The organism is Pseudomonas sp. AC463 (genome assembly GCF_979253585.1).
This window is the reverse complement of the sequence record NZ_CEEDDZ010000006.1, coordinates 1-25854: the sequence shown is the minus strand read 5'-3', so window position 1 is coordinate 25854 and position 25854 is coordinate 1. Positions and strand designations below refer to the sequence as shown.

At 57.8% G+C, this 25854-nt stretch carries 25 protein-coding genes; 5 read left to right on the top strand and 20 right to left on the bottom strand.

Going from position 1 to position 25854, the window contains the following annotated elements; translation table 11 throughout:
• Positions 1-8 precede the first annotated feature (8 nt).
• The 15 genes from AC0IYH_RS08885 to mnmG form a co-directional block, all read right to left on the bottom strand.
• Positions 9-776 carry a DeoR/GlpR family DNA-binding transcription regulator gene (locus AC0IYH_RS08885; protein WP_471833910.1) on the bottom strand — a complete coding sequence of 256 codons (768 nt, stop codon included), beginning with the start codon at positions 774-776 and terminating at the stop codon, positions 9-11.
• 201 nt (positions 777-977) lie between these two features.
• A complete protein-coding gene (gene glmU, locus AC0IYH_RS08880; RefSeq protein ID WP_471833908.1) occupies positions 978-2345 on the bottom strand; it encodes a bifunctional UDP-N-acetylglucosamine diphosphorylase/glucosamine-1-phosphate N-acetyltransferase GlmU in 1368 nt (455 codons plus the stop codon).
• Positions 2346-2468: 123 nt separating this feature from the next.
• Positions 2469-2885, bottom strand: coding sequence for a F0F1 ATP synthase subunit epsilon (locus AC0IYH_RS08875; RefSeq protein ID WP_032885166.1), 417 nt, complete (start codon positions 2883-2885; stop codon positions 2469-2471).
• 44 nt (positions 2886-2929) lie between these two features.
• Complete coding sequence (gene atpD / locus AC0IYH_RS08870; protein ID WP_057725772.1) at positions 2930-4306, bottom strand: F0F1 ATP synthase subunit beta; 1377 nt, start codon at positions 4304-4306, stop codon at positions 2930-2932.
• Between the two features lie 27 nt (positions 4307-4333).
• On the bottom strand, positions 4334-5194 hold the full coding sequence (gene atpG, locus AC0IYH_RS08865; protein WP_003195829.1) for a F0F1 ATP synthase subunit gamma: 861 nt from the start codon (positions 5192-5194) through the stop codon (positions 4334-4336).
• Positions 5195-5244: 50 nt separating this feature from the next.
• Positions 5245-6789: a F0F1 ATP synthase subunit alpha gene (gene atpA, locus AC0IYH_RS08860; protein ID WP_101273699.1), complete on the bottom strand. Its 1545-nt coding sequence runs from the start codon at positions 6787-6789 to the stop codon at positions 5245-5247.
• Between the two features lie 21 nt (positions 6790-6810).
• Positions 6811-7347 carry a F0F1 ATP synthase subunit delta gene (locus AC0IYH_RS08855; RefSeq protein ID WP_017135121.1) on the bottom strand — a complete coding sequence of 179 codons (537 nt, stop codon included), beginning with the start codon at positions 7345-7347 and terminating at the stop codon, positions 6811-6813.
• Between the two features lie 12 nt (positions 7348-7359).
• On the bottom strand, positions 7360-7830 hold the full coding sequence (locus tag AC0IYH_RS08850; RefSeq protein ID WP_101265018.1) for a F0F1 ATP synthase subunit B: 471 nt from the start codon (positions 7828-7830) through the stop codon (positions 7360-7362).
• A 56-nt stretch (positions 7831-7886) separates the two neighbouring features.
• A complete protein-coding gene (atpE, locus tag AC0IYH_RS08845) occupies positions 7887-8144 on the bottom strand; it encodes a F0F1 ATP synthase subunit C (RefSeq protein WP_002555987.1) in 258 nt (85 codons plus the stop codon).
• Positions 8145-8277: 133 nt separating this feature from the next.
• Positions 8278-9147 carry a F0F1 ATP synthase subunit A gene (gene atpB, locus AC0IYH_RS08840; RefSeq protein ID WP_471833905.1) on the bottom strand — a complete coding sequence of 290 codons (870 nt, stop codon included), beginning with the start codon at positions 9145-9147 and terminating at the stop codon, positions 8278-8280.
• Positions 9148-9163: 16 nt separating this feature from the next.
• Positions 9164-9571: a F0F1 ATP synthase subunit I gene (locus AC0IYH_RS08835; protein ID WP_010565865.1), complete on the bottom strand. Its 408-nt coding sequence runs from the start codon at positions 9569-9571 to the stop codon at positions 9164-9166.
• Between the two features lie 148 nt (positions 9572-9719).
• Positions 9720-10592 (bottom strand): ParB/RepB/Spo0J family partition protein, encoded by an 873-nt coding sequence (locus AC0IYH_RS08830; RefSeq protein ID WP_122774448.1) that lies wholly within the window; start codon positions 10590-10592, stop codon positions 9720-9722.
• A 9-nt stretch (positions 10593-10601) separates the two neighbouring features.
• The gene (locus tag AC0IYH_RS08825; RefSeq protein ID WP_003213559.1) at positions 10602-11399 is read right to left on the bottom strand and encodes a ParA family protein; all 798 of its coding nucleotides are present in this window, start codon (positions 11397-11399) and stop codon (positions 10602-10604) included.
• Positions 11400-11417: 18 nt separating this feature from the next.
• Positions 11418-12062, bottom strand: a complete 645-nt coding sequence (gene rsmG, locus AC0IYH_RS08820) for a 16S rRNA (guanine(527)-N(7))-methyltransferase RsmG (RefSeq protein ID WP_116627103.1) — start codon at positions 12060-12062, stop codon at positions 11418-11420.
• A complete protein-coding gene (mnmG, locus tag AC0IYH_RS08815; RefSeq protein ID WP_116627204.1) occupies positions 12059-13951 on the bottom strand; it encodes a tRNA uridine-5-carboxymethylaminomethyl(34) synthesis enzyme MnmG in 1893 nt (630 codons plus the stop codon). Before mnmG ends, rsmG begins: the two co-directional genes overlap by 4 nt.
• Positions 13952-14505: 554 nt before the next feature.
• Here mnmG and AC0IYH_RS08810 point away from each other — a divergent pair.
• From AC0IYH_RS08810 to AC0IYH_RS08800, 3 genes are all read left to right on the top strand, one after another.
• Positions 14506-15012: a sigma-70 family RNA polymerase sigma factor gene (locus tag AC0IYH_RS08810; RefSeq protein ID WP_122774445.1), complete on the top strand. Its 507-nt coding sequence runs from the start codon at positions 14506-14508 to the stop codon at positions 15010-15012.
• On the top strand, positions 15012-15956 hold the full coding sequence (locus AC0IYH_RS08805; protein WP_471833901.1) for a FecR domain-containing protein: 945 nt from the start codon (positions 15012-15014) through the stop codon (positions 15954-15956). The genes AC0IYH_RS08810 and AC0IYH_RS08805 overlap by 1 nt, the downstream gene beginning before the upstream one ends.
• Before the next feature lie 91 nt (positions 15957-16047).
• On the top strand, positions 16048-18468 hold the full coding sequence (locus tag AC0IYH_RS08800) for a TonB-dependent siderophore receptor (RefSeq protein ID WP_471833899.1): 2421 nt from the start codon (positions 16048-16050) through the stop codon (positions 18466-18468).
• 19 nt (positions 18469-18487) lie between these two features.
• Here AC0IYH_RS08800 and mnmE read toward each other — a convergent pair whose 3' ends face one another.
• The 5 genes from mnmE to rpmH all read right to left on the bottom strand — a co-directional run bounded on the left by mnmE (position 18488) and on the right by rpmH (position 22416).
• Positions 18488-19858 (bottom strand): tRNA uridine-5-carboxymethylaminomethyl(34) synthesis GTPase MnmE, encoded by a 1371-nt coding sequence (gene mnmE / locus AC0IYH_RS08795; RefSeq protein WP_471833897.1) that lies wholly within the window; start codon positions 19856-19858, stop codon positions 18488-18490.
• A gap of 79 nt (positions 19859-19937) precedes the next feature.
• Positions 19938-21620, bottom strand: a complete 1683-nt coding sequence (yidC, locus tag AC0IYH_RS08790; protein WP_116627108.1) for a membrane protein insertase YidC — start codon at positions 21618-21620, stop codon at positions 19938-19940.
• A 2-nt stretch (positions 21621-21622) separates the two neighbouring features.
• Positions 21623-21868 carry a membrane protein insertion efficiency factor YidD gene (gene yidD, locus AC0IYH_RS08785; RefSeq protein WP_010207715.1) on the bottom strand — a complete coding sequence of 82 codons (246 nt, stop codon included), beginning with the start codon at positions 21866-21868 and terminating at the stop codon, positions 21623-21625.
• Positions 21861-22265, bottom strand: a complete 405-nt coding sequence (gene rnpA / locus AC0IYH_RS08780; RefSeq protein WP_053128141.1) for a ribonuclease P protein component — start codon at positions 22263-22265, stop codon at positions 21861-21863. Before rnpA ends, yidD begins: the two co-directional genes overlap by 8 nt.
• A gap of 16 nt (positions 22266-22281) precedes the next feature.
• A complete protein-coding gene (gene rpmH, locus AC0IYH_RS08775; protein ID WP_003213577.1) occupies positions 22282-22416 on the bottom strand; it encodes a 50S ribosomal protein L34 in 135 nt (44 codons plus the stop codon).
• 585 nt (positions 22417-23001) lie between these two features.
• Here rpmH and dnaA point away from each other — a divergent pair.
• Both dnaA and dnaN read left to right on the top strand, forming a co-directional pair.
• Positions 23002-24522 carry a chromosomal replication initiator protein DnaA gene (dnaA, locus tag AC0IYH_RS08770; RefSeq protein ID WP_116627109.1) on the top strand — a complete coding sequence of 507 codons (1521 nt, stop codon included), beginning with the start codon at positions 23002-23004 and terminating at the stop codon, positions 24520-24522.
• Positions 24523-24560: 38 nt separating this feature from the next.
• Positions 24561-25664 carry a DNA polymerase III subunit beta gene (gene dnaN, locus AC0IYH_RS08765; protein WP_003233598.1) on the top strand — a complete coding sequence of 368 codons (1104 nt, stop codon included), beginning with the start codon at positions 24561-24563 and terminating at the stop codon, positions 25662-25664.
• Positions 25665-25854 lie beyond the last annotated feature (190 nt).

Below are 25854 nucleotides of genomic sequence, written 5' to 3'. Positions count from 1 at the left end.
GTTTTCTCCTAGATGACTGCCGCGCATATCAGCGTAATGCCGCGGGCTTGGATCTGGTCGCGGGCCTCGAGCGGCAGGCGATCATCGGTAATAAGGGTATGGACGCTGCCCCAGGGCAGTTCCAGGTTGGGGATCTTGCGGCCGATCTTGTCGGATTCGACCATCACCACTACTTCGCGGGCGACCTCGGCCATCACGCGGCTCAGGCCCAGCAGCTCATTGAAGGTGGTGGTACCGCGCTGCAAGTCGATGCCGTCGGCGCCGATAAACAGTTGATCAAAGTCGTAGGAGCGCAGCACCTGCTCGGCGACCTGGCCCTGGAACGAGTCCGAATGCGGGTCCCAGGTGCCGCCGGTCATCAGCAGCACCGGCTCGTGTTCCAGTTCGCTCAAGGCGCTGGCCACGTGCAGGGAGTTGGTCATCACCACCAGGCCAGGCTGGTGGCCCAGCTCGGGGATCATCGCCGCCGTGGTGCTGCCGCTGTCGATGATGATGCGCGCGTGTTCGCGCAGACGCGTTACGGCAGCGCGAGCGATGGCACGCTTGTAGGCCGAGACGGGCTGGGCGGAGTCGCCCACCAGTTCCTGGGGCATGGTGATGGCGCCACCGTAGCGGCGCAGCAGCAGGCCATTGCTTTCGAGGGCGGCCAGGTCCTTGCGGATGGTCACTTCCGAAGTTTCGAAACGTTTGGCCAATTCATCCACACTGACTTCGCCCTGCTCGATGAGCAAGGCGAGGATGTTGTGGCGGCGTTGGGGTGTATTTCGTTTCGACATGGCGATGATAAGTTTCGTTTCGAAAGATAACGAAGGCAATCAAAACCTATTGCTGAAAGATCGTCAAGCGGGATTTTTTGCACACCGCACAATAAATGTGGGAGGGGGCTTGCCCCCGATGGCAGTGTGTCAGTCGATGCATAAGCTGACTGATGTACCGCTATCGGGGGCAAGCCCCACCCACATTGGACTGTGGATAACTCAGGTTTTTTTGATTTTGACCGGGCGTTTCCAGCCGTCGATGTTGCGTTGGCGGGCACGGGCTACGGCCAGCTGGGACTTATCCACATCCTGGTTGATGGTCGAACCGGCTGCCGTATTCGACCCATCACCAATGCTCACCGGTGCAATCAGCGAGTTATTGGAGCCAATGAATACATCCTCACCAATCGTCGTCTGGTACTTGTTGGCGCCATCGTAGTTGCAGGTGATTGCGCCGGCGCCAATGTTGCTGCGGGCCCCGATCACTGCATCGCCGAGGTAGGCCAGGTGGCCGGCTTTGGCGTCGTCACCCATTCGCGCATTTTTCAGCTCGACAAAATTGCCGACATGCGCCCTGGCGCCCATCACTGTACCCGGGCGCAACCGCGCAAACGGCCCGGCATCGCTACCCTCGCCCATCACGGCGCCGTCGATATGGCTGTTGGCTTTCACCACCACGCCTTTGCGCAGAGTGCTGTCCTTGATCACGCAGTTCGGGCCAATCACCACGTCGTCTTCGATGATCACGCGACCTTCGAGGATCACGTTAATGTCGATCAGCACGTCGCGGCCTACGGTGACTTCACCACGGATGTCGAAGCGGGCCGGGTCGCGCAGGGTCACGCCCTGGGCCATCAGGCGGCGGCCTTCGCGCAGTTGGTAATGACGCTCAAGTTCGGCGAGCTGTTTGCGGTCGTTGGCGCCCTGCACTTCCATCGGGTCGTGGGGCTGCTCGGTGGCAACCAGCAGGCCATCACTCACGGCCATCTCGATGACGTCGGTGAGGTAGTACTCGCCCTGGGCGTTGTTGTTGGACAGGCGGCTCATCCAGTCAGCAAGCTTGTTGGCAGGCACGGCGAGAATACCGGTGTTGCCCTCGGTGATGGCGCGCTGGGCCTCGCTGGCATCTTTGTGCTCGACGATGGCCGCGACCTGGCCGTCGGCCGTGCGCACGATGCGACCGTAACCGGTGGGGTCGGCCAGCTCCACGGTGAGCAGGCCCATCTGGCCCGACACCACGTGCTTGAGCAGGCGTTGCAGGGTTTCCACTTCAATCAGCGGGACGTCGCCGTAGAGGATCAGCACCGTGTCAGCCGTGATGAACGGCACGGCCTGCGCGGTGGCGTGGCCGGTGCCGAGTTGTTTGTCTTGCAGCACGAAATTCAGGTCATCTGCGGCCAGGCGCTCACGCACCACGTCGGCACCATGGCCGATCACCACGTGGATACGCTGCGGGTCCAGCTGCCGGGCGCTGTGGATAACATGGCCAAGCATGGAATTGCCGGCAACCGGGTGCAGCACCTTGGGCAGGGCCGAGCGCATGCGGGTGCCCTGGCCTGCGGCGAGAATGACGATTTCAAGAGACATGAATGGCTACCAATCCTGGGCGGTCCGGCTTCAGACCAGAGAAGTGTTGTGCTGAAAAAGAAAAAGGGTAGCCGAGGCTACCCTTTTTAATCAATCGCGCATGAAGCATGACGGCGTGGCCGCTTACTTCTTGCGGATCTGCTGGAGCGTGCGCAGCTGGGCTGCAGCCTCGGCCAGACGTACAGCAGCAGCGCTGTAGTCGAAGTCCGCACCCTTTTCGTTCAGGGCCTTCTCAGCAGCCTTGACGGCTTCCTGAGCGGAGGCTTCATCCAGGTCGCCAGCACGTTGCACGGTGTCGGCAAGTACCTTGACCATGTTCGGCTGAACCTCGAGGAAACCACCGGAGATGTAAAACACCTCACGTTCCCCGCCTTGCTTGGTCAACGTGATCGGACCTGGCTTCAAGCTGGTGATCAACGGCGCGTGGCCCATGGCAATACCCAGGTCACCGAGTTCGCCGTGTGCAATCACCATTTCTACCAGACCGGAGAAGATTTCCCCTTCCGCGCTGACGATATCGCAATGGACTGTCATAGCCATCTGATTGCCTCAACCTGATGAGCGCCCGTTTCCGGGCGCTTGGATTACAGTTTCTTGGCTTTCTCGATCGCTTCTTCGATGCCGCCGACCATGTAGAACGCTTGTTCTGGCAGGTGGTCGTAGTCACCGTTGAGGATGCCTTTGAAGCCAGCAATGGTGTCTTTCAGGGAAACGTATTTACCCGAGGCACCGGTGAAGACTTCAGCCACGAAGAACGGCTGCGACAAGAAGCGCTGGATCTTACGAGCACGGTTTACCAACTGCTTGTCGGCTTCCGACAGCTCGTCCATACCCAGGATCGCAATGATGTCCTTCAGCTCTTTGTAACGCTGCAGCACGTACTGAACGCCGCGAGCGGTGTCGTAGTGCTCCTGGCCGATCACGTTCGGGTCCAGCTGGCGCGAAGTCGAGTCGAGTGGATCGACCGCTGGGTAGATACCCAGGGAAGCGATGTCACGGGACAGAACGACGGTGGCGTCCAAGTGGGCGAAGGTGGTCGCTGGCGACGGGTCGGTCAAGTCATCCGCAGGTACGTATACCGCTTGGATCGAAGTGATCGAACCTTCCTTGGTCGAAGTGATACGTTCTTGCAGAACGCCCATCTCTTCAGCCAGGGTCGGCTGGTAACCTACTGCCGAAGGCATACGGCCCAGCAGTGCGGATACTTCAGTACCGGCCAGGGTGTAACGGTAGATGTTGTCGACGAACAGCAGAACGTCGTTACCTTCGTCACGGAACTTCTCGGCCATGGTCAGGCCGGTCAGTGCTACGCGCAGACGGTTACCCGGCGGCTCGTTCATCTGACCGTAAACCAGTGCCACTTTGTCCAGAACGTTGGAGTCCTTCATCTCGTGGTAGAAGTCGTTACCCTCACGGGTACGCTCACCCACACCGGCGAACACGGAATAACCGCTGTGCTCGATGGCGATGTTACGGATCAGTTCCATCATGTTTACGGTTTTGCCTACACCGGCACCACCGAACAGACCGACTTTACCGCCCTTGGCGAACGGGCAAACCAGGTCGATAACCTTGATGCCGGTTTCCAGCAGGTCGTTGCCGCCCGCTTGTTCGGCGAACGAAGGTGCTGGACGGTGAATGCCCCAGCGCTCTTCGGTGTCGATCGGGCCAGCTTCGTCGATTGGGTTACCCAATACGTCCATGATCCGGCCCAGGGTCGCTTTACCGACCGGTACGGAGATGGCTGCGCCAGAGTCGATAACGTCCAGACCGCGCTTCAAGCCTTCGGTGGAACCCATCGCAATGGTACGCACTACGCCGTCGCCCAGCTGCTGCTGAACTTCCAGAGTAGTGTCCGCGCCTTGTACTTTCAGCGCGTTGTAGATGCTCGGTACGCTGTCGCGTGGGAATTCCACGTCGATAACGGCGCCGATGATTTGAACGATACGTCCGCTACTCATAGCTGGATCCTCTGAATATTTGAACCGTTAAACCGCGGCAGCGCCGCCGACGATTTCCGAGATCTCTTGGGTGATCGCAGCCTGACGCGCCTTGTTGTAGATCAGCTGCAAATCGCTGATCAGATCACCGGCGTTATCGGTAGCGTTTTTCATCGCGATCATCCGCGCCGCTTGTTCAGCTGCGTTGTTCTCGACCACCGCCTGGTACACCTGCGACTCCACGTAGCGCACCATCAAGCCGTCAAGCAGCTCTTTGGCGTCTGGTTCGTAGAGGTAGTCCCAGTGGTGCTTGAGTTCCTGATCCGGAGTCGCCACCAGTGGAATCAATTGCTCCACGGTTGGCTGCTGGGTCATGGTGTTGATGAACTTGTTGGATACCACGGAGAGGCGGTCAATCCGGCCTTCCAGGTATGCATCCAGCATCACCTTCACACTGCCGATCAAATCATTGATCGACGGCTCTTCACCCAGGTGGCTGATAGCTGCAACGACGTTACCGCCGAAGTTGCGGAAAAAGGCCGCACCCTTGCTACCAACAACACACAGATCGATCTCGACGCCGTTTTCGCGGTTTACCGCCATGTCCTTGACCAGGGCCTTGAACAGGTTGGTATTCAAACCACCGCACAAACCACGGTCACTGCTCACTACCACATAACCTACACGCTTGACGGCGCGCTCGATCATGAACGGGTGGCGGTATTCCGGGTTGGCGTTGGCCAGATGCCCAATTACCTGGCGGATACGCTCCGCATAAGGACGGCTGGCAGCCATGCGCATTTGTGCCTTGCGCATTTTGCTCACCGCCACTTTTTCCATGGCGCTGGTAATTTTTTGCGTGCTTTTGATGCTCGCAATCTTACTGCGAATCTCTTTTGCGCCTGCCATGTAACACCTATCAGGTTAGCAAGCGGGAGCCTTGCGGCTCCCGCTGCGGCTTACCAGGTTTGGGTGGCCTTGAACTTCTCGATACCGGCTTTCATGCCAGCGTCGATATCGTCATTGAAGTCACCCTTCACGTTGATCTTCGCCATCAATTCGGCGTGATCGCGGTTGAAGTAAGCAATCAGCGCTTGTTCAAAGCTGCCGACCTTGGCGATTTCAACGTCGGTCAGGAACCCACGCTCAGCGGCATACAGCGACAACGCCATGTCAGCGATCGACATTGGGGCGTATTGCTTCTGCTTCATCAGCTCGGTAACGCGCTGACCATGCTCAAGTTGCTTACGGGTCGCTTCGTCCAGGTCAGAAGCGAACTGGGCGAATGCCGCCAGTTCACGGTACTGAGCCAGAGCGGTACGGATACCACCGGAGAGCTTCTTGATGATCTTGGTCTGAGCGGCACCACCCACACGGGATACCGAAACACCGGCGTTCACTGCAGGGCGGATGCCCGAGTTGAACATGGCCGATTCCAGGAAGATCTGACCGTCGGTGATGGAAATCACGTTGGTCGGAACGAACGCGGAAACGTCGCCAGCCTGGGTTTCGATGATCGGCAGTGCGGTCAGGGAACCGGTTTTGCCGGTCACTGCGCCGTTGGTGAACTTCTCTACGTACTCTTCCGAAACGCGGGATGCGCGCTCCAGCAGACGGGAGTGGAGATAGAACACGTCGCCTGGGTAGGCTTCACGGCCTGGTGGACGGCGCAGCAGCAGGGAAATCTGGCGGTAAGCCACTGCTTGCTTGGACAGATCGTCATAAACGATCAGCGCGTCTTCACCGCGGTCGCGGAAGAATTCACCCATGGTGCAACCGGAGTACGGTGCCAGGAATTGCAGCGCAGGAGATTCCGAAGCACTGGCAGCCACGATGATCGTGTTGGCCAGGGCGCCGTTTTCTTCCAGCTTGCGAACCACGTTGGCGATGGTCGATTGCTTCTGACCGATCGCTACATAGACGCAGAAAATGCCGCTGTTCTTCTGGTTGATGATCGCGTCGATCGCCAGAGCGGTTTTACCGATCTGACGGTCACCGATGATCAGCTCACGCTGGCCACGGCCGACCGGGATCATGGCATCGACAGCCTTGTAGCCAGTCTGTACAGGCTGGTCTACCGACTTACGCCAGATCACGCCTGGAGCAACTTTCTCGACCGCGTCGGTCTCGGTGTTGCCCAGTGGACCTTTACCGTCAACAGGGTTACCCAGTGCGTCGACTACGCGACCCAGCAGTTCCTTACCAACCGGAACTTCCAGGATGCGGCCTGTGCACTTGGCGCTCATGCCTTCGGCAAGAGACTGGTAGGAGCCCAATACAACGGCACCTACGGAGTCTTGCTCCAGGTTGAGGGCCATACCGTAGACGCCGCCCGGAAACTCGATCATCTCGCCGTACATTACGTCGGCCAGACCGTGAATCCGCACGATGCCGTCAGATACGCTGACGACAGTGCCTTCGTTACGGGCTTGGGAGGTCACATCGAGCTTGTCGATGCGGCCCTTGATAATTTCACTTATTTCGGAAGGATTGAGTTGCTGCATTGCTCTGCTGCCCCTTCAAACTCAAGATTTCAATGCTTCGGCAAGTTTCGCGATTTTGCCGCGAATCGAGCCATCGATAACCAGGTCGCCGGCACGGATAACAACACCACCAATCAGGGATGCGTCCTCCGAAGCTTGCAGGCGCACTTCCCGATTGAGTCGTGCACTGAGAACCTTGGCGAGTTTGTCTTGCTGTTCTTGGTTCAATGCAAAAGCACTGGTCACTTCAACGTCTACCGACTTCTCTTCTTCGGCCTTGTACAGGTCGAACAGAGCGGCAATCTCCGGCAACAGCGGGAGACGGTCGTTTTCGGCAACGACGTGGATGAAGTTCTGCACTTTCACATCGAACTTGTCGCCGCACACTTCAATAAAAGTGGCGGCCTTGTCTGCGCTCGTCAGGCGCGGGGCCTTGAGCACGCGCTGCATGGTGTCGTCTTGCGACACTGCTGCAGCCAGGCCGAGCATGGCTGACCAAGAGGCCAGTTGCTGGTGGGCCTGGGCGTGCTCGAAGGCTGCCTTAGCGTAAGGTCGGGCCAACGTGGTCAGTTCTGCCATGATCGCCCTCGCTTAAATTTCAGCAGCCAGTTTATTAACCAGCTCCGCGTGCGCGTTTTGATCGATTGTGGCACCGAGGATCTTCTCAGCACCGCCGACCGCCAGAGCACCCAGTTGGGCACGCAGCGCGTCTTTGACGCCGTTCAGTTCCTGTTCGATCTCGGCATGAGCCGAAGCCTTCACACGGTCAGCTTCGACGCGGGCTTTATCAACAGCCTCTTCGACGATCTGGTTACCGCGTTTCTTGGCTTGCTCAATGATTTCAGCTGCCTGTGCTTTAGCTTCACGCAGTTGATGACCCACTTTCTCTTGGGCCAACTCCAGGTCGCGAGCTGCACGGCTGGCAGCGTCCAAACCATCCGCGATCTTCTTCTGACGTTCGTGCAAAGCCGCGATGACCGGAGGCCACACGAACTTCATGCAAAACACTACAAAAATGAAGAACGCAACGGATTGGCCAATCAGGGTTGCATTAATGTTCACGCCAACACCTCGCTCATTCGTTGTCCATCACCCCAATCACTCGAAAATTCGAGTGATTAGCCAGCGAGTTGACCAACGAAGGGGTTCGCGAAGGTGAAGAACAGAGCGATACCAACGCCGATCATGGTCACGGCGTCGAGCAGGCCGGCGACGATGAACATTTTAACTTGCAGCATTGGAACCATTTCTGGCTGACGCGCTGCGCCTTCCAGGAACTTGCCGCCCAGCAGGCCGAAACCAATGGCAGTACCCAGGGCGCCCAGGCCGATCAACAGTGCAACAGCGATAGCGGTTAGACCAACTACAGTTTCCATCTTTCCTCCCGACTTTTACGTCGTATGGTTTAGGTTTTTTAGATTTTAAAGCGGTAAAACAAATCGTTTCATAGCCCGCGAGGGCCACCTTCCCGTTTCACCGGGAAGGACATCAGACTAGTCGAGACTGGTCTTAATGGTTCTCTTCGTGTGCCATCGACAGGTAGACGATGGTCAGCATCATGAAGATAAAGGCCTGCAGGGTGATGATCAGGATGTGGAACACAGCCCACGCCCACTGCAGAACCACGCCCAGGCCGCTAAGCCAGAGCAGACCGCTGCCGAACATCACAGCAATCAGAATGAACACCAGTTCGCCGGCATACATGTTGCCGAACAGTCGCAGAGCCAGGGAAATCGGCTTGGCGATCAGGGTGACGAATTCCAGCAGGAAGTTCACCGGGATCAGCAGGGCTTGAACGAAGATGTTCTTGCTGCCGAACGGGTGCAGGGTGAGTTCGCCGATGAAGCCGCCGATGCCCTTGACCTTGATGCTGTAGAAAATGATCAACGCAAACACCGACAGGGCCATGCCCAGGGTGGCGTTAGGATCGGTAGTCGATACGGCACGGAACGGAATGTGCGCATCGCCAGTGATCAGGATGGCCAGCTGAGGAATCCAGTCGACCGGTACCAGGTCGACGGCGTTCATCAGGAACACCCAGACGAAGATGGTCAGTGCCAGCGGTGCAATCACCAGGCTACGGCCATGGAAGCTGTCTTTCACGCTGCCATCGACGAATTCGACCAGTACTTCAACGAAGTTCTGCAAGGCACCTGGTTGACCGGAAGTCGCCTTTTTTGCCGCCATGCGGAAAATCAGGACGAAGATCAGACCCAGTGCGACCGACCAGCCCAGAGTATCCAGGTGGAAAGCCCAGAAGCCCATTTCTTTGGCTTCTGCTGCGGAGTGGGCAAAGCCCCAGCCGCCGTTGGGAAGCTGACCGAAGGTCAGGTTCTGCAAGTGGTGCTGGATATAGCCCGAAGCGGTTGTTTCTGCCATGGTTGCCTCAAACGCCCTAAGGTTTCGAAAGTCTTGTTTTCATTAGCAGGGGAGCGAACCAGCTGACCAGTTGGGTCAACACGAAGACGCCGAATACAGCCAGCGGCGCCAATGGCTTCACACCTGCAAAGGTCAGTGCAAACAGCACTGCCGTCAAAATCAGTTTCCCTGCTTCGCCAGCATAAAATGACCGGACGATAGCCTGGGCTGCTCGGGCGCCGGAAAACCGAAAGGCCCTGTGAGCAAAATACATATTGGGCAGCAAGGCTATCAGGCCTCCGCAGAGTCCTGAATATCCGGCTACGACTCCATGCCAATACCAAAGCGCCAATGCGGCGATCAGCAAAATGACAAATTGAGCCAATAAAACCGGAAAAACGGCCAAGCGATGGAACGGCAACGTGTTTGGCGTGCGGGTTTCCATCACTCTTGCTCCTCAATGGTCGGCTGCCGGAAATCAATAACTTGGCATAATTTGTGCCGACAAAATGCGCGCAGAGTATAGGGGCGGTTCTGCCCCTATTCAACTGCCGGGTAGTGATTTCCGATCACGCGCTACATAAGCAAATGTTTCAGCGGATGTGGGCAAGGACGCCCTGAAGCTCATCGAGAGAGTTATATCCGATGACCAATTGGCCTTTGCCTTTCTTTCCATGGCGGATTTGCACCGCAGAGCCCAGGCGCTCGGCCAGCCGCTGCTCGAGACGGGCAATATCCGGATCAGGTTTGGTCGTTTCGACCGGTGCAGGTTTGCCGCTGAGCCACTGGCGAACCAGGGCCTCGGTCTGACGAACGGTGAGCCCTCGTGCGACAACGTGTCGCGCCCCTTCAACCTGTTGATTTTCCGGCAAACCGAGCAAAGCCCGGGCGTGGCCCATCTCCAGATCACCATGGGACAACATGGTCTTGATCACTTCCGGCAGCGCGATCAGGCGCAGCAGGTTGGAAACCGTCACGCGGGATTTACCCACCGCATCGGCCACTTCCTGCTGGGTCAGCTTGAACTCCTGCTGCAAGCGCTGCAGGGCAATGGCTTCCTCGATGGGATTGAGGTCTTCGCGCTGGATGTTTTCGATCAATGCCATGGCGATGGCGGTTTCATCCGGCACATCGCGCACCATCGCCGGGATGGTGTCTTTACCGGCCTGCTGGCTGGCACGCCAGCGGCGTTCGCCGGCGATGATTTCAAAACGACCGCCGCCGATCGGGCGCACCACGATCGGCTGCATCACGCCCTGGGCCTTGATCGAGTTGGCCAGTTCTTCCAGCGCCTGGGGGTCCATGTCCCGGCGCGGCTGGTATTTGCCGCGCTGGATCAGATCGAGGGGCAGGTGCTGCAGCTCGCGCTCGTCGGCCTGCACCGCTTGTTCTTCAAGCGATGTGACGGTCGGACCACTCAACAGTGCATCCAGTCCACGTCCTAGACCTCGTTTCTTGACGGCCATGGGGATTCCTTAAGTTGGCTGGGCTGCAGCGGTGCGTGAGTTGCGGCGTTGACGGCGAACCATCTCGCCGGCCAGCGCCAGGTAGGCAATGGCGCCACGCGACGATTTGTCGTAAGCCAACGCGGGCATCCCGTAGCTTGGCGCTTCGGCCAGGCGGATGTTGCGCGGGATCACGGTGTCGTAGAGCTGGTCGCCGAAGTGCTCCTTGAGCTGCGCCGAGACGTCATTCATCAGGCTCAGGCGCGGGTCATACATGGTCCGCAACAGGCCTTCGATCTGCAGGTTCGGGTTGAGCAACTCGGCGATACGCTTGATGTTATCCACAAGGTCGCTCAAGCCTTCCAGTGCGAAGTACTCGCACTGCATGGGGATAATTACCCCGTCGGCGGCCACCAATGCGTTCAGCGTAAGCATCGACAGCGACGGCGGGCAGTCGATCAAAATGTAGTCGTAATTCTCGCGGATCGGCGCCAGGGCGCTGCGCAGACGGCTTTCTTTCATCTGCATTTCCAGCAGCACCACTTCCGCCGCGGTCAAATCGCGGTTGGCCGGCAGCAGTTGATAACCACCGTGCTCGGAGAAGTGCATGGCCTGGGCCAGGTCGCACTCGCCGATCAGCAAGTCGTAGACCGAGTTTTCCAGGCCGTGTTTATCCACACCGCTACCCATAGTGGCGTTGCCCTGTGGATCGAGGTCGATCAACAGCACCCGGCGCTTGGTCGCGACCAGGGATGCTGCGAGGTTGATGCAGGTGGTGGTTTTACCCACGCCACCTTTCTGGTTCGCTATCGCGAATACCTTAGCCATTCTTGCTTGTGTTCCCAATCATGCCGTGCGGCGCAGTATCAGCAGATGGCGTTGGCCTTGGCAACCGGGTACGGCCAAGGCGTGTTCGCTATCGAGGTGGAAGTCTGCCGGCAATGCTAACAGCTCGTCGCTTGGATGAACGCCCTTCATTGCCAGCCAGCGGGTGTCGCGGTCGCCGAGATGGCGGGTCCAGGTGCTGAAGTTCTCCATGCTGCTGAACGCCCGGGAAACAATTCCGTTGAAAGGCTGTTCAGGCGTGAAGGCTTCGACGCGACTGTGGATAACTTGCAGGTTATCCAGCTTGAGTTCGAGTTTTACCTGAGTCAGGAAGCGGGTTTTCTTGCCGTTGCTGTCCAGGCACGTCACTTGCGACTCTGGAAACAGGATCGCTAATGGAATGCCAGGCATGCCGCCACCACTGCCCACGTCGAGCCAACGACCGTTTTCGATAAACGGCATCACGCTCAGGCTGTCGAGCAAGTGACGCGAGACCATTTCATTGGGGTCGCGCACTGCAGTGAGGTTGTAAGCCTTGTTCCATTTGATCAACAGGGCCAGATAACCCAGCAGCAATTCGTGCTGGGCTTCGGTCAGGTCCACGCCCAATTGGCGCGCACCTGTGGATAACTCTTCGGCGTGTTGCGAGGTGACCAACGAACTCAAGCGCTTTGCTCCAACTGACGGCCCGCGCCGCGTTTTTTCAAATGAATCATCAACAGCGAAATGGCTGCCGGGGTGACACCGGGGATACGTGAAGCCTGGCCCAGGGTTTCAGGGCGAGTTATCCCCAGCTTGCTTTGAATTTCTTTCGACAACCCGGAAATCCCGGTGTAGTCGATATCCACAGGCAACTTGGTGTTTTCACTGGCGCGCAGGCGAGCGATCTCGTCCTGTTGACGGTCAATGTAACCGGCGTACTTGGTCTTGATCTCGACCTGTTCGGCCACCTGTGGGTCTTCTGCGCCCTGGCCTGTCACTTCAACCAGACCAGCGTAGTCGATTTCCGGACGGGAGAGCAGGTTCAGCAGGTTGTACTCGTGGGTCAGCGGCGTGCCGAATTTTTCGGCAATCGCGTCGCCCTGCTCGGTGCCCGGGCGAACCCAGGTACTTTTCAAGCGTTGTTCTTCGAGGGTGATGCTTTCGCGTTTTTTGCAGAACGCTTCCCAGCGCGCGTCATCGACCAGGCCCAGCTCACGACCTTTTTCTGTCAGGCGCAGGTCGGCGTTGTCTTCACGCAGGATCAGGCGGTATTCGGCCCGGGAGGTGAACATCCGGTACGGTTCCTGGGTGCCGAGGGTAATCAGGTCGTCAACCAACACGCCGATGTACGCCTCGTCGCGACGCGGGCACCAGCTGTCTTTGCCCTGCGCGCGCAGTGCGGCGTTGGTCCCGGCCAGCAGACCTTGGGCGCCGGCTTCTTCGTAACCGGTGGTGCCGTTGATTTGCCCGGCGAAGAACAGACCGCCGATCACCTTGGTTTCGAGGCTGTATTTCAAGTCACGCGGGTCGAAGTAGTCGTACTCGATGGCGTAGCCAGGACGCACGATATGGGCGTTTTCCATGCCACGGATCGATTGCACGATCTGGATTTGCACGTCGAACGGCAGGGAAGTGGAAATCCCGTTCGGGTACAGCTCGTGGGTGGTCAAGCCTTCGGGTTCGATAAAGACCTGGTGGCTTTCCTTGTCGGCAAAGCGGTGGATCTTGTCTTCGATCGACGGGCAATAACGCGGGCCGATGCCTTCGATTACCCCGGAATACATCGGCGAACGGTCGAGGTTCGCGGCAATGATTTCGTGGGTGCGAGCGTTCGTGTGGGTAATCCAGCAACTGACCTGTTTCGGGTGCTGTTCTTTGTTGCCCATGAACGACATCACTGGGATCGGCGTATCACCGGCTTGCTCGGTCATCACCGAGAAATCCACAGAACGCCCGTCGATACGCGGCGGGGTCCCGGTTTTCAGGCGACCGACGCGCAGCGGCAATTCACGCAGCCGTTTTGCCAGGGCAATCGATGGTGGATCACCAGCGCGGCCGCCGGAATAATTCTGCATGCCAATGTGGATAAGTCCGCCGAGGAACGTACCGGTGGTCAACACCACGGATTCTGCGAAGAAACGCAGGCCCATTTGTGTGACAACGCCCTTCACCACGTCCTGTTCGACAATCAGGTCATCGGCTGCCTGTTGAAATATCCACAGGTTCGGCTGGTTTTCCAGGGTTTCGCGTACCGCCGCCTTGTACAGGATGCGGTCCGCTTGTGCCCGGGTAGCTCGCACGGCTGGGCCTTTGCGGCTGTTGAGCACGCGAAATTGAATACCACCTTTGTCGGTGGCCGTGGCCATGACGCCACCAAGGGCATCGATTTCCTTGACCAGATGGCTCTTGCCGATCCCGCCAATGGCAGGGTTGCAACTCATTGCACCGAGGGTTTCCACGTTGTGCGTGAGCAACAGGGTTTTTACGCCCATGCGTGCTGACGCCAGTGCTGCCTCGGTACCGGCATGACCGCCGCCGATGACGATCACTTCAAAACGGGAAGGGAAATCCACCACGCACCTCGTGCCTGCTTATGTAGGTAATCAGGAATTGTTTGTTGAATGAGTTTTAGAGCTTTGGCGGCAAGTATAGGGACTTAGCCCTTCCTAAAGAACCCTTTGCACAAAATTTAACCAGCTGTGGATGAATCACGAACAATAGAAATTAAAAAGAAAGAAATTTATTAAATCTTTGTTTTTATGTTTATTTCTACTGAGCATGATTTCTGTGGATAGATCTCTACAGGCCTTTATTTACGTTGTGTACAGCGATTCAAAAGTCTGTGGTCATGTGCCAATGAGGCCCTTGGATAAGTGCTCTAAGCCTGTGGATTAAACAGGTGCTTATCCACAGAGGGGTTTTTACTCAGGTTTCAAGCCCTGTTATCAACTGGGCACAGGGGCGGTTATTCACAGGGCTTAATCCACAGAAAAGGCGTTTTTCGCCCACGACCAAGCCACCGATATCGATGGCCTCGGTGGAGAACACGGCAAAGAGAGCCCTATTGTGGGAAAACGACAGCGCAGTTAATAATAGCGATTATCATTAACCTGCCTTGTCATGCCCTATGTCCCCTCCTTCTCACACGACTGCGGTACAGCACATCTACGAACAGCACCATTCGTGGCTGCACGGGTGGCTCAAAGGTAAATTGCATAACGCCTGCGATGCGGCCGATGTAGCGCACGATACGTTTGTGCGCATCCTAGGCGGGCGGCATGCGGCGCAGATCCTGGAGCCACGGGACTACCTGGCGACCATCGCCAGGGGGTTGGTGATTGACCGCTATCGTCGGCACGCGATTGAACAGGCCTACAAGCAAACGCTGGCCGAGCGGCCCGAAGCCACGGCCATCAGTGAAGAAGACAAGGCGATCATCATCGAAACCCTGGTGGCTGTGGATAAAGCCCTGTCCAGCCTTGGGGAACGCGCGCGGCGGATTTTCATGCTTTCGCAGATCGACGGCCTGACTTATCAACAGATCGCCGACCAACTGCAGGTATCGCTGACCACGGTGAAGAAGCACATGATCCGCGCCCTGACCGAATGCTCGCTAATAATGGCCAGCCTGTAATGACGGCGCCTGATCGCAAGACCTTCGAGGCGGCCGCCACCTGGTACGTGCAGTTTCAATCCCAGGCCCCTACACCGGCCGAGCGCCGCGCCTGGCAGCAATGGCTCAATGGCGATCCGTCCCATGAGGCGGCATGGAACCAGATGGAGCAAATGCAACGCAGCCTGGGTGCGCTGCCTCAGGATTTCACCCGGCGCGCGTTGTCGACCACGCAACAACGTCGCCAGGTACTCAAGTGGATGCTGGTACTCGGCAGCACCGGCTACCTGGGGTGGAATGTTCAGCAACAGACGCCTTTGGCCAACATCTGGGCCGACTATCGCACCCCTGTGGGTAAACGCCGACGTATCGAGTTGGCAGATGGCACACGGGTTGATCTCAATACCAACACTGCCATTGATGTGGTGTTCGATGGGCACCAGCGTCTGATCCGCCTGCGCGAAGGTGAAGTACTTATCCACACCGGCAAGTTCGGTGGGCAAACGCCCTTCTATGTCGAAACCCGCGAGGGCCGGATCCAGGCATTGGGCACGCGCTTTACCGTGCGCCAATTGTCGGACTCCACGCGGGTCGGCGTTCTGGAGGATCGGGTAGAGCTGTCGCCCGCCGATCAACCCGCTCGCGGCCGGCTGCTCGGCGCGGGCGAAAGTGCTGACTTTGATCGCGCCAATGTCGGACCCAACCACACCTATGGCGGTGCGCAGGCGGCCTGGGTCGACGGGCAACTGATCGTGCTGGATGCCCGGCTTGGCGATGTCATCGACGAACTCGCCCGCTATCGACCAGGTGTCCTGCAGTGTGATCTGGCCGCCGCGCGATTGCGGGTTTCCGGGACTTTGCGCCTGGATGCCACTGATGCGGTGCTGGCCAACCTGCAAGCGACGCTGCCGATCCAGGTGAAATACTTCACGCGTTATTGGGTATCGGTGAAGCACACGGGTTGATCGGAAAAATAATCCACAGGGGGGTTATCTTTTTTCTACCTGGCGCGGCCCTACAGGTAATTACGACGCTACCTTCAGGGCTTACCCACCTATGCGCCTTCCTACCCAGCTTCGCCAACGACTCTCTTGCCACGGCATGACCTTCGGCCTCTTGCTCGCAAGCGCCGCCGGTGCATTGATTTCGCCCCATGTGATGGCCGCACACTTCGTCATTGGACCTGGCCCGCTGGACCGGGCGTTGAGCCAATTTGCAGCCCGGGCCAATGTGATTCTGTCGTTTTCACCCCAGCAAACCGCACGGTTGAACACCCCAGGGCTGGACGGGGACTACTCGGTAGAGCAAGGCTTCGCGCTGCTGCTGCAAAACTCAGGGTTGCAGGCCACTGCCCAGGCGCCCGGCAGTTATGTGTTGCAGGCGGCACCGACCGGCGAGCTAACCCTGGCGCCGACTACGATCAGCACTTATCAACAGGGCGGTTTCAATCAGGACATTGCCGGGGATGTGGGCTACAAGGCGCAAAACAGCCGCATCGGTACCAAGACCAGCACACCGCTGTCGGAAACACCGCGCTCGGTGTCCGTGGTCACCGGCCAACGGATCAAGGATCAGAAGTCTCAGACCCTGACCGAGGTGTTGGGTTATGTGCCGGGGATTTTCGCCCCGCCCTTCGCTGCCGGCGATAGCCTGGCCGGTGACCTGTTCTTCATTCGCGGTTTCAACGCCACCGACTATGGCTACGGTCTGCTGCGTGATGGCCTACGCGTACAGGGCAACCGGTATGACACCACCAGTGAGCCGTATGGCCTGGAGCGCGTCGAGATATTCCGTGGTCCGTCTTCCCTGCTATACGGCGAAAACGCTCCGGGCGGCTTGGTAAACCTGGTCAGCAAACACCCCACAGCGACTCCACAAGGCGAGGTGCAGTTGGGTTATGGTTCGAACAACCGGCGCCAGGTGGGTGTGGATATCTCCGGCCCGCTTAATGACAACGACAACATCCTTGGCCGCGTGGTGATGTTGGGGCGCAAGTCAGATACCCAGACGGACCACGTACCGGACGATCGCCTCTATATCGCCCCCTCCTTGACGCTGAATTTCGATGATTACAACACCCTGACGCTGTTGGCCAACTACCAGAAGGACCACACCAACCTTGAACTCGGCCTACCGGCGGCCGGCACTCTGCTTACAAATCCAAATGGAAAGCTCTCCAGGCACACCATGCTCGGCGATCCGGATTGGAACACCTTCGAACGCGAAGCCTGGAGTACCGGCTACGAGTTCAACCACAGCTTCAATGACGATTGGCAGTTCCGACAAAACTCGCGCTATATGCAATCACGCATCGATCGCCATGAAACCTGGCCGAGCGAGCTGAATAACGGCGGCTTCGGCACGCAACTGAACATGACTGCCTACGATCGCTACAACAAGTCGATGGTGTACTCCCTGGATAACCAGATTGAAGGAAAATTCCAGGTTGGTGGCCTGGAAAACACTGTGCTATTCGGTGCCAGTTACGACCGCACCTCGTTCAACCAGGATTGGGACGCCGGTTTTGCTGGCACCATCAATGTGTATAACCCGGTGTACCTGCGTGATCCGCTCACACCGGTCGCCGTGCAAAACACCTTGCTCGAACAACAGATGAAAGGCGTTTATGCACAGCTGCAGAGCAAGTACGACCACTGGCTGTTCCTGCTCGGTGGCCGTCAGGACTGGGTCGACAGTGATTTCCGCGACAAGGTGAAACAAGCCAGCAACACCCGCTCCGAGGATCGCAAGTTCACCTACCAGGGCGGTGTGATGTATCAATTCGACAACGGCCTCACGCCGTATGTCAGCTATTCCACCGCGTTTGTCCCGGTGCAGCAGATTTCCAACTCCGGCGCGCCGCTCAAGCCGATCACCAGCAGCCAGTATGAAGTGGGCGTGAAGTACGAGCCGATCGGCTGGGACACGGCGATGACACTCTCTGTGTATGACCTGCGCAAAGAGGACGACACCTACCTTGACGCCACCACCAACAGCTATCGCCAGGTCGGTGAAAGCCGTTCCAAAGGTGTGGAAGCTGAAATCAACAGCAACCTGACGCCTAACCTGAACGTCACTGCGGCCTACACCTACACCGACGCTCGGATTACCAAGGATTCGGCCACGTCGCGGGTCGAGGGACGCCAAATGACTGGTGTTCCGCGCAACCAGGCCTCGGTGTGGGGCAAATACCGCTTCCTCGATGGCCAGCTCAAGGGCTTGTCCCTGGGCGGTGGCGTGCGTTACTTCGACAGCACCTTTTCCTACACCGCGCCGACGCTGTACGGGAAGCTGGACGCCGGAAGTGTCACCTTGGTGGATGCAGCGATTGGCTACCAGCTGGACAAAAACTGGTCAGTGGATCTGAATGCCAAGAACCTGTTCGACAAGGAATACGTGTCTGGTTGCAACGATGCGGGGCGCTGCTACTGGGGTGACAGCCGTACCTTGCTCGGTACGGTGTCTTACAACTGGTAAGCGCTTGTGGATAACTCGCTTACTTGCCAATGCAGAAGCTGGAAAAGATCCTGCCCAGCAAATCATCGGAGCTGAACGCCCCGGTGATTTCCCCCAACAGCTGCTGCGCCTGACGCAAATCTTCGGCCAGCAGCTCCCCGGCGCCCGCCAAGGTCAGCTGTGTCCGCCCGTGCTCCAGGGCCGCGCTGGCATGACGCAGCGCCTCCAGGTGCCTGCGGCGAGCACTGAAGCTGCTTTCCGAGGTCTGCTCGTAGCCCATGCAGGCCTTGAGGTGGTCGCGCAGCAATTCCAGGCCATCCCCAGCCGATTTGGCACTCAGGCTGATCGTCACATGGCCATCCTCGCTGGTTAGCATGGCAATGGCTTCGCCGGTGAGGTCGGCTTTGTTTCGGATCAAGGTGACTTTGGCCGGGTCCGGCCGTTGTTCAAGGAATTCCGGCCATAGCGCAAAGGGATCCACAGCCTCAGGCGCCGTGGCATCGACCACCAGCAGCACACGGTCGGCTTCGCCGATGGCCTTGAGCGCGCGTTCCACGCCGATCTTTTCCACTTGGTCGTCGGTGTCGCGCAGACCGGCGGTGTCGACTACGTGCAACGGCATGCCGTCGATGTGGATATGTTCACGCAGAATGTCCCGGGTGGTGCCGGCAATTTCGGTGACGATGGCCGCTTCGCGACCCGCCAGGGCATTGAGCAGGCTGGATTTTCCGGCATTGGGCCGCCCGGCAATCACCACCGTCATGCCATCGCGCAGCAAAGCGCCCTGCCCGGCTTCACGCAGCACTGTGGATAACTCATCGCGGACTTTATCCAGCATCGCCAGTACGTGGCCATCGGCAAGGAAGTCGATTTCCTCCTCCGGGAAATCAATCGCCGCTTCCACATAGATACGCAGGCTGATCAGCTGCTCGGTCAAGTTATGCACACGCAGGGAAAACGCACCCTGCAAAGAGCGCAACGCATTGCGCGCAGCCTGTGCAGAACTGGCTTCGATCAAGTCGGCAATAGCTTCAGCCTGGGCCAGGTCGAGCTTGTCGTTGAGAAATGCACGTTCACTGAACTCCCCCGGCCGGGCCAGGCGGCAGCCCAATTGCAGGCAACGCTGCAGCAACATATCCAGCACCACAGGGCCGCCGTGGCCCTGCAGCTCCAGCACGTCTTCACCGGTGAACGAATTCGGCCCCGGAAAGTACAGCGCCAGACCTTCGTCCAACACGCTGTTGTCTGCGTCCAGGAACGGCCCGTAATGGGCGTAACGCGGCTTCAATTCACGGCCGCTGATGGCCTGGGCAGCCTTGCCGGCGAGCGGCCCGGAAATACGAACGATACCGACACCGCCGCGACCCTGAGCGGTAGCGACAGCAGCGATGGTTTCACGAGGAGCACTCATCAACAGGTTCCAGAACAAAAGTGACGGAAAGCAAAACGCCCCACTAGGGGGCGTCTTGAGTGGTTACCCACAGAGTAAATTACGCCGCGGCTTTTGCGGTAGCCGCTTCGATTTTACGTGTGATGTACCACTGTTGAGAGATCGACAACACGTTGTTGACCACCCAGTACAGCACCAGACCGGCTGGGAACCACAGGAAGAAGAAGGTGAAAATGATTGGCATCATTTTCATCACTTTGGCCTGCATCGGATCCGGCGGAGTCGGGTTCAGGCGCTGCTGGATAAACATGGTCGCGCCCATGATGATCGGCAGGATAAAGAACGGGTCTTTGATCGACAGGTCAGTTATCCACAGCATGAACGGCGCCTGGCGCATTTCCACGCTTTCCAGGAGTACCCAGTACAGCGACAGGAATACCGGCATCTGTACCAGAATCGGCAAGCAACCACCCAACGGGTTGATCTTCTCTTTCTTGTACAGCTCCATCATGGCCTGCGACATTTTCTGCCGGTCGTCGCCATGTTGCTCTTTCAGAGCAGCCAGTTTCGGTGCAACGGCGCGCATGCGGGCCATCGACTTGTAGCTGGCAGCCGACAGAGGGAAGAAAATCCCTTTGATCAGCATGGTCAGGAAGATGATCGAGAAGCCCCAGTTACCCACAATGCTGTGGATATGTTGCAGCAGCCAGAAAATCGGCTGGGCAATGAACCACAGAATGCCGTAGTCCACAGTCAGTTCCAGACCTGGGGACAACTCTTTCAGTACAGCCTGGCTTTTCGGGCCGGCGTAGAGGGTAGCGCTGGTTTCAGCCTTGGCACCTGGCGCGACGGTCAACGCCGGGCCAGTAAAGCCAATGATGTAGTTGCCCTGGCTATCCTTGCGGGTTTGCACCAGGTTCGCTTCGCCCTTGTTCGGGATCCACGCGGTTACAAAGTAGTGTTGCAGCCAGGCTACCCAACCACCTTGAACGGTTTCTTTCAGCGCGCCCTTGTCGATATCTTTCATCGACACTTTTTTGTACGGCTCGCTAGTTGTCCACAGGGCGGCGCCCAGGTAAGTCGCGGTGCCGGTAGCGGTGCTCGAAGACGGATCGGAGCTGCCATCACGCTTGAGCTGGGCAAACAGGTTGCCGCTCCACGGTTTTTCGCTGGTGTTGTCGATCAGGTACGTGACCTTCAAGTCGTACAAACCGCGAGTGAAGCTGAAACGCTTGATGTAATTGACGCCGTCGAGGCTGAATTTCAGGTCGACGTTCAACTGGTTCTGGCCGTCAGCCAGTTGATAAGTCTTCTGTTCGGTCGAATAAACCGGACGACCGGTAGCACGTGCATCCGGACCGTTGGTGCCGGTCAGGCCGCTTTGCGCCAGATAAGTACGCTCACCACCGTTATCGAACAGTTGGAACGGCACATCCGGATGGTCTTGGCGACGTGGATACAGCGGCAGTTTGAGCTGCGCAATATCACCACCTTGTGGGTCGATAGCCAGGTCGAGCACATCCGTTTTCACGTGGATGAGGTCTTTATTGGTGACCACTGGCGTTTCTAAAGGTGCGGCGGTCTCGCCATTCGCGCTGGGAACATCGGCACTCGCGGACGCATTGTTACCCAGCGGGGTGTCCGGAATAGCCGGCGCAGCCTGGTTGGTAGCAACATTCTGAGTCGGCAGGGCAGCCTGGCCATAGTCCTGGTTCCACTTAAGGACCATGACGTAGGACACGATTGCCAGGGCGACGATCAGGATCGTGCGTTTAATATCCATGATTACTCGGCCATCGAAGAAGAACGGGAGGTAGGGATAGGTGGAACCGGGTCATAACCACCGGGATTCCACGGATGACAGCGACCTAAACGACGAAAGGTCAGCCAGCCACCGCGCAGAAGACCATGATTTTCTATGGCCTCTAACGCGTAGCAGGAACAACTGGGGTAGAAACGACAGTGGCTGGCCATCAGGGGACTAATGGCATAGCGATAAAACTGGATCGGAACGAGGGCCAGTTTACGCATCGGTACTGTCTACCCCTACAGTTTCGGTGCTGACTGCTGGTGCTGGTTTGTTGGTACGCGCCAGACGTTTCCAGAGCTTGCCGAAATGCTGAATCAATTCGGGGTTTTCTACATCCCCCAAGCCTTTGCGCGCGACGATAACAATATCCCACCCGACCAGAGTGTCCTGGTGGAGGCGAAACGATTCGCGCATCAGACGCTTGAGGCGATTGCGCTCAACGGAGAGCTTTACGCTCTTCTTGCCGATCACCAACCCGAGACGGGGGTGATCCAGATCGTTGTTACGCGCAAGGAGCAGGAGATTTTTCCCCGGAACCTTGCCGGTGGGGGAGTCAAAGACTGCCTTGAAGTGCCGGGGGGTTAGCAGACGCTTTTCCCGACTGAAGTCCTGACTCACCACCAGTACCGGATTATCAAACTGCCAGACGCGCACGACCTTTGGCGCGGCGACGCGACAGGACAGCACGGCCGTTCTTGGTAGCCATGCGAGCACGGAAGCCGTGAGTACGGGCGCGTTTGATGGTGCTTGGTTGGAAAGTACGTTTCATGGCGTTGTTACCTGGTTCGTCCACAACGGGCCGGAATGGCCCCCGTTTTAAGAGACCGGCGATTCTAGAGAAAGCAAGCCTCTAGGTCAATTTCCAACCAGCTTTTCCTTTAATTAGATGTTTATGGGCAACGCGACCTTTTCTATCCGCTCGGCTTTCATGGGGACGGTCATAGATATAAAAATAAAGAAGGAAGTTATTTAAAGCTTTTCTGTAAAGCTTATAAAAGCTAGGCAGGCCATCATCTGTGGATAAGTGCCTTGAGGCCATATTTCACGTGCTGTACAGAGAATGACAACTACGGGGGAAAACGGTGCTCTCCCTGTGCTGCGCTGTCGGATAACCTGTGTGTGGAATGGCTTGTTATCCACAGGGCAGTTACCCACAGACTTTCCCCCCTACTTGTACAACGGGCTTAGGCACGCTTATCCACAGAGCTTATGCACAGACCATTGGTCTACTTTTTTACGCTTAACGCATTGATTTTGGGTGCCCTGTGCGCAACCTACATGTGGATAAGTGGACGGCTGGCCGCTACAATGGCGGCTGTTTTTGCCTCACCGGCTTTCAACTTAGGGGATATCCGTGTCAGTGGAACTTTGGCAGCAGTGCGTGGAGCTTTTGCGCGATGAGCTGCCTGCCCAGCAATTCAACACCTGGATCCGTCCGCTACAGGTCGAAGCCGAAGGCGACGAGTTGCGTGTCTATGCACCTAACCGTTTCGTTCTCGACTGGGTCAACGAGAAGTACCTGAGCCGCGTTCTCGAATTGCTCGATGAACACGGCAACGGCATCGCGCCCGTGCTTTCCTTGTTAATAGGCAGCAAACGCAGCTCGGCACCGCGTGCCGCGCCGAATGCACCGCTGGCGGCGAGCGCCTCCCAGGCTCAGGCTACGGCGGCACCTGTTAATAACTCGCCGGCACCGGCGGCCCAGGCCCCTTCGAAATCTGCGTCGCAGAAAAACGCGCCTATAAATGAAGAGCCATCCCGCGACAGCTTCGACCCGATGGCTGGCGCCAGCTCGCAACAAGCGCCGGTACGCGCCGAGCAACGCACCGTCCAGGTTGAAGGCGCGCTCAAGCACACCAGCTACCTGAACCGCACGTTCACCTTCGAGAACTTCGTCGAAGGTAAATCCAACCAGCTGGCCCGCGCGGCCGCCTGGCAGGTAGCCGATAACCCTAAGCACGGTTACAACCCGCTCTTCCTTTACGGCGGCGTTGGTTTGGGTAAGACCCACTTGATGCACGCTGTGGGTAACCACCTCTTAAAGAAGAACCCGAATGCCAAGGTCGTCTACCTGCACTCGGAGCGCTTCGTCGCTGACATGGTCAAGGCCTTGCAGCTCAACGCCATCAACGAGTTCAAGCGGTTCTACCGCTCGGTTGATGCGTTGCTGATCGATGACATTCAATTCTTCGCGCGCAAGGAACGTTCCCAGGAAGAGTTCTTCCATACCTTCAACGCCCTGCTCGAAGGTGGCCAGCAGGTCATCTTGACCAGTGACCGTTACCCGAAGGAAATCGAAGGCCTCGAAGAACGCCTGAAATCACGCTTCGGCTGGGGCCTGACGGTTGCGGTAGAGCCGCCGGAGCTGGAAACCCGCGTGGCGATCCTGATGAAGAAGGCCGACCAGGCGAAAGTCGACCTGCCGCACGACGCCGCTTTCTTTATCGCACAACGCATTCGTTCCAACGTGCGTGAGCTGGAAGGCGCGCTCAAGCGGGTCATCGCGCACTCGCACTTCATGGGCCGCGACATCACCATCGAGCTGATTCGCGAATCCCTGAAAGACTTGCTGGCCCTGCAAGACAAGCTGGTGAGTGTGGATAACATCCAGCGCACCGTGGCCGAGTACTACAAGATCAAGATTTCCGACCTGCTGTCCAAGCGCCGTTCGCGCTCGGTGGCACGTCCGCGTCAGGTGGCCATGGCCCTCTCCAAGGAGTTGACCAACCACAGCCTGCCGGAAATCGGTGATGTGTTTGGCGGTCGCGACCACACTACCGTGTTGCACGCGTGCCGCAAGATCAACGAACTTAAGGAATCCGACGCGGATATTCGCGAGGACTACAAGAACCTGCTGCGTACACTGACTACGTGATGACACCAGCGCAGCTTATTAAGGCAAGGGACTAGACCATGCATTTCACCATTCAACGCGAAGCCCTGTTGAAACCCCTGCAACTGGTCGCAGGCGTCGTCGAGCGCCGACAGACCTTGCCGGTGCTTTCCAACGTATTGCTGGTTGTCGAAGGCCAGCAATTGTCTTTGACCGGTACCGACCTGGAAGTCGAGCTGGTTGGTCGTGTGCAGCTGGAGGAGCCCGCAGAACCGGGCGAGATCACTGTGCCGGCGCGCAAGCTGATGGACATCTGCAAAAGCCTGCCCAACGACGCGCTGATCGACATCAAGGTCGATGAGCAGAAGCTGGTGGTCAAGGCTGGTCGCAGTCGTTTCACCTTGTCGACCTTGCCGGCCAATGACTTCCCGACGGTTGAAGAAGGTCCGGGTTCGCTGACCTGCAGCCTGGAGCAAAGCAAGCTGCGTCGTTTGATCGAGCGCACCAGCTTCGCCATGGCCCAGCAGGACGTGCGCTACTACCTCAACGGTATGTTGCTGGAAGTATCGGAAGGCATCATCCGCGCCGTGGCCACTGACGGTCACCGTCTGGCCATGTGCTCGATGCGTGCCGATATCGGCCAGCCAGATCGCCACCAGGTGATCGTGCCGCGCAAAGGTATCCTTGAATTGGCGCGCCTGCTCACCGAGCCGGACGGCAACGTCAGCATCGTATTGGGCCAACACCACATCCGCGCGACCACCGGCGAATTCACCTTCACCTCCAAGCTGGTCGACGGCAAGTTCCCGGACTACGAGCGCGTGCTGCCTAAAGGTGGCGACAAGCTGGTACTCGGCGACCGCCAGGCCCTGCGTGAAGCGTTCAGCCGTACCGCGATTCTGTCCAACGAGAAGTACCGTGGCATTCGCCTGCAACTGGCCAATGGTCAGCTGAAAATTCAGGCCAATAACCCGGAGCAGGAAGAAGCGGAAGAAGAAGTGGGCGTTGACTACAACGGCGGTTCGCTGGAAATCGGCTTCAACGTGAGCTACTTGCTCGACGTGCTGGGTGTGATGACTACCGAACAGGTTCGCCTGATTCTGTCCGACTCCAACAGCAGCGCCCTGGTGCAGGAATCCGACAACGACGACTCGGCTTACGTTGTTATGCCGATGCGTCTGTAATCATGCTCAGCAGAAGCTAGATGTCCCTCAGTCGCGTCTCGGTCACCGCGGTGCGCAATCTGCACCCGGTGACCTGTAGAACCGTAGACATCGTTTACATCTGAAACCGGGGACATCGTTTACACATTTGAGGCCTGGACGCGGGTCATACCTCGTCCAAGCCTTCCCAGGGGATAATCACACAGGTACA

Coding starts and splice junctions, on each gene's coding strand:
- AC0IYH_RS08885 (WP_471833910.1), bottom strand. CDS start 776: ATGTCGAAACGAAATACACCCCAACGCCGCCACAACATCCTCGCCTTG.
- glmU (WP_471833908.1), bottom strand. CDS start 2,345: ATGTCTCTTGAAATCGTCATTCTCGCCGCAGGCCAGGGCACCCGCATG.
- AC0IYH_RS08875 (WP_032885166.1), bottom strand. CDS start 2,885: ATGGCTATGACAGTCCATTGCGATATCGTCAGCGCGGAAGGGGAAATC.
- atpD (WP_057725772.1), bottom strand. CDS start 4,306: ATGAGTAGCGGACGTATCGTTCAAATCATCGGCGCCGTTATCGACGTG.
- atpG (WP_003195829.1), bottom strand. CDS start 5,194: ATGGCAGGCGCAAAAGAGATTCGCAGTAAGATTGCGAGCATCAAAAGC.
- atpA (WP_101273699.1), bottom strand. CDS start 6,789: ATGCAGCAACTCAATCCTTCCGAAATAAGTGAAATTATCAAGGGCCGC.
- AC0IYH_RS08855 (WP_017135121.1), bottom strand. CDS start 7,347: ATGGCAGAACTGACCACGTTGGCCCGACCTTACGCTAAGGCAGCCTTC.
- atpE (WP_002555987.1), bottom strand. CDS start 8,144: ATGGAAACTGTAGTTGGTCTAACCGCTATCGCTGTTGCACTGTTGATC.
- atpB (WP_471833905.1), bottom strand. CDS start 9,147: ATGGCAGAAACAACCGCTTCGGGCTATATCCAGCACCACTTGCAGAAC.
- AC0IYH_RS08835 (WP_010565865.1), bottom strand. CDS start 9,571: ATGGAAACCCGCACGCCAAACACGTTGCCGTTCCATCGCTTGGCCGTT.
- AC0IYH_RS08830 (WP_122774448.1), bottom strand. CDS start 10,592: ATGGCCGTCAAGAAACGAGGTCTAGGACGTGGACTGGATGCACTGTTG.
- AC0IYH_RS08825 (WP_003213559.1), bottom strand. CDS start 11,399: ATGGCTAAGGTATTCGCGATAGCGAACCAGAAAGGTGGCGTGGGTAAA.
- AC0IYH_RS08810 (WP_122774445.1), top strand. CDS start 14,506: ATGTCCCCTCCTTCTCACACGACTGCGGTACAGCACATCTACGAACAG.
- AC0IYH_RS08805 (WP_471833901.1), top strand. CDS start 15,012: ATGACGGCGCCTGATCGCAAGACCTTCGAGGCGGCCGCCACCTGGTAC.
- AC0IYH_RS08800 (WP_471833899.1), top strand. CDS start 16,048: ATGCGCCTTCCTACCCAGCTTCGCCAACGACTCTCTTGCCACGGCATG.
- mnmE (WP_471833897.1), bottom strand. CDS start 19,858: ATGAGTGCTCCTCGTGAAACCATCGCTGCTGTCGCTACCGCTCAGGGT.
- yidC (WP_116627108.1), bottom strand. CDS start 21,620: ATGGATATTAAACGCACGATCCTGATCGTCGCCCTGGCAATCGTGTCC.
- yidD (WP_010207715.1), bottom strand. CDS start 21,868: ATGCGTAAACTGGCCCTCGTTCCGATCCAGTTTTATCGCTATGCCATT.
- rpmH (WP_003213577.1), bottom strand. CDS start 22,416: ATGAAACGTACTTTCCAACCAAGCACCATCAAACGCGCCCGTACTCAC.
- dnaN (WP_003233598.1), top strand. CDS start 24,561: ATGCATTTCACCATTCAACGCGAAGCCCTGTTGAAACCCCTGCAACTG.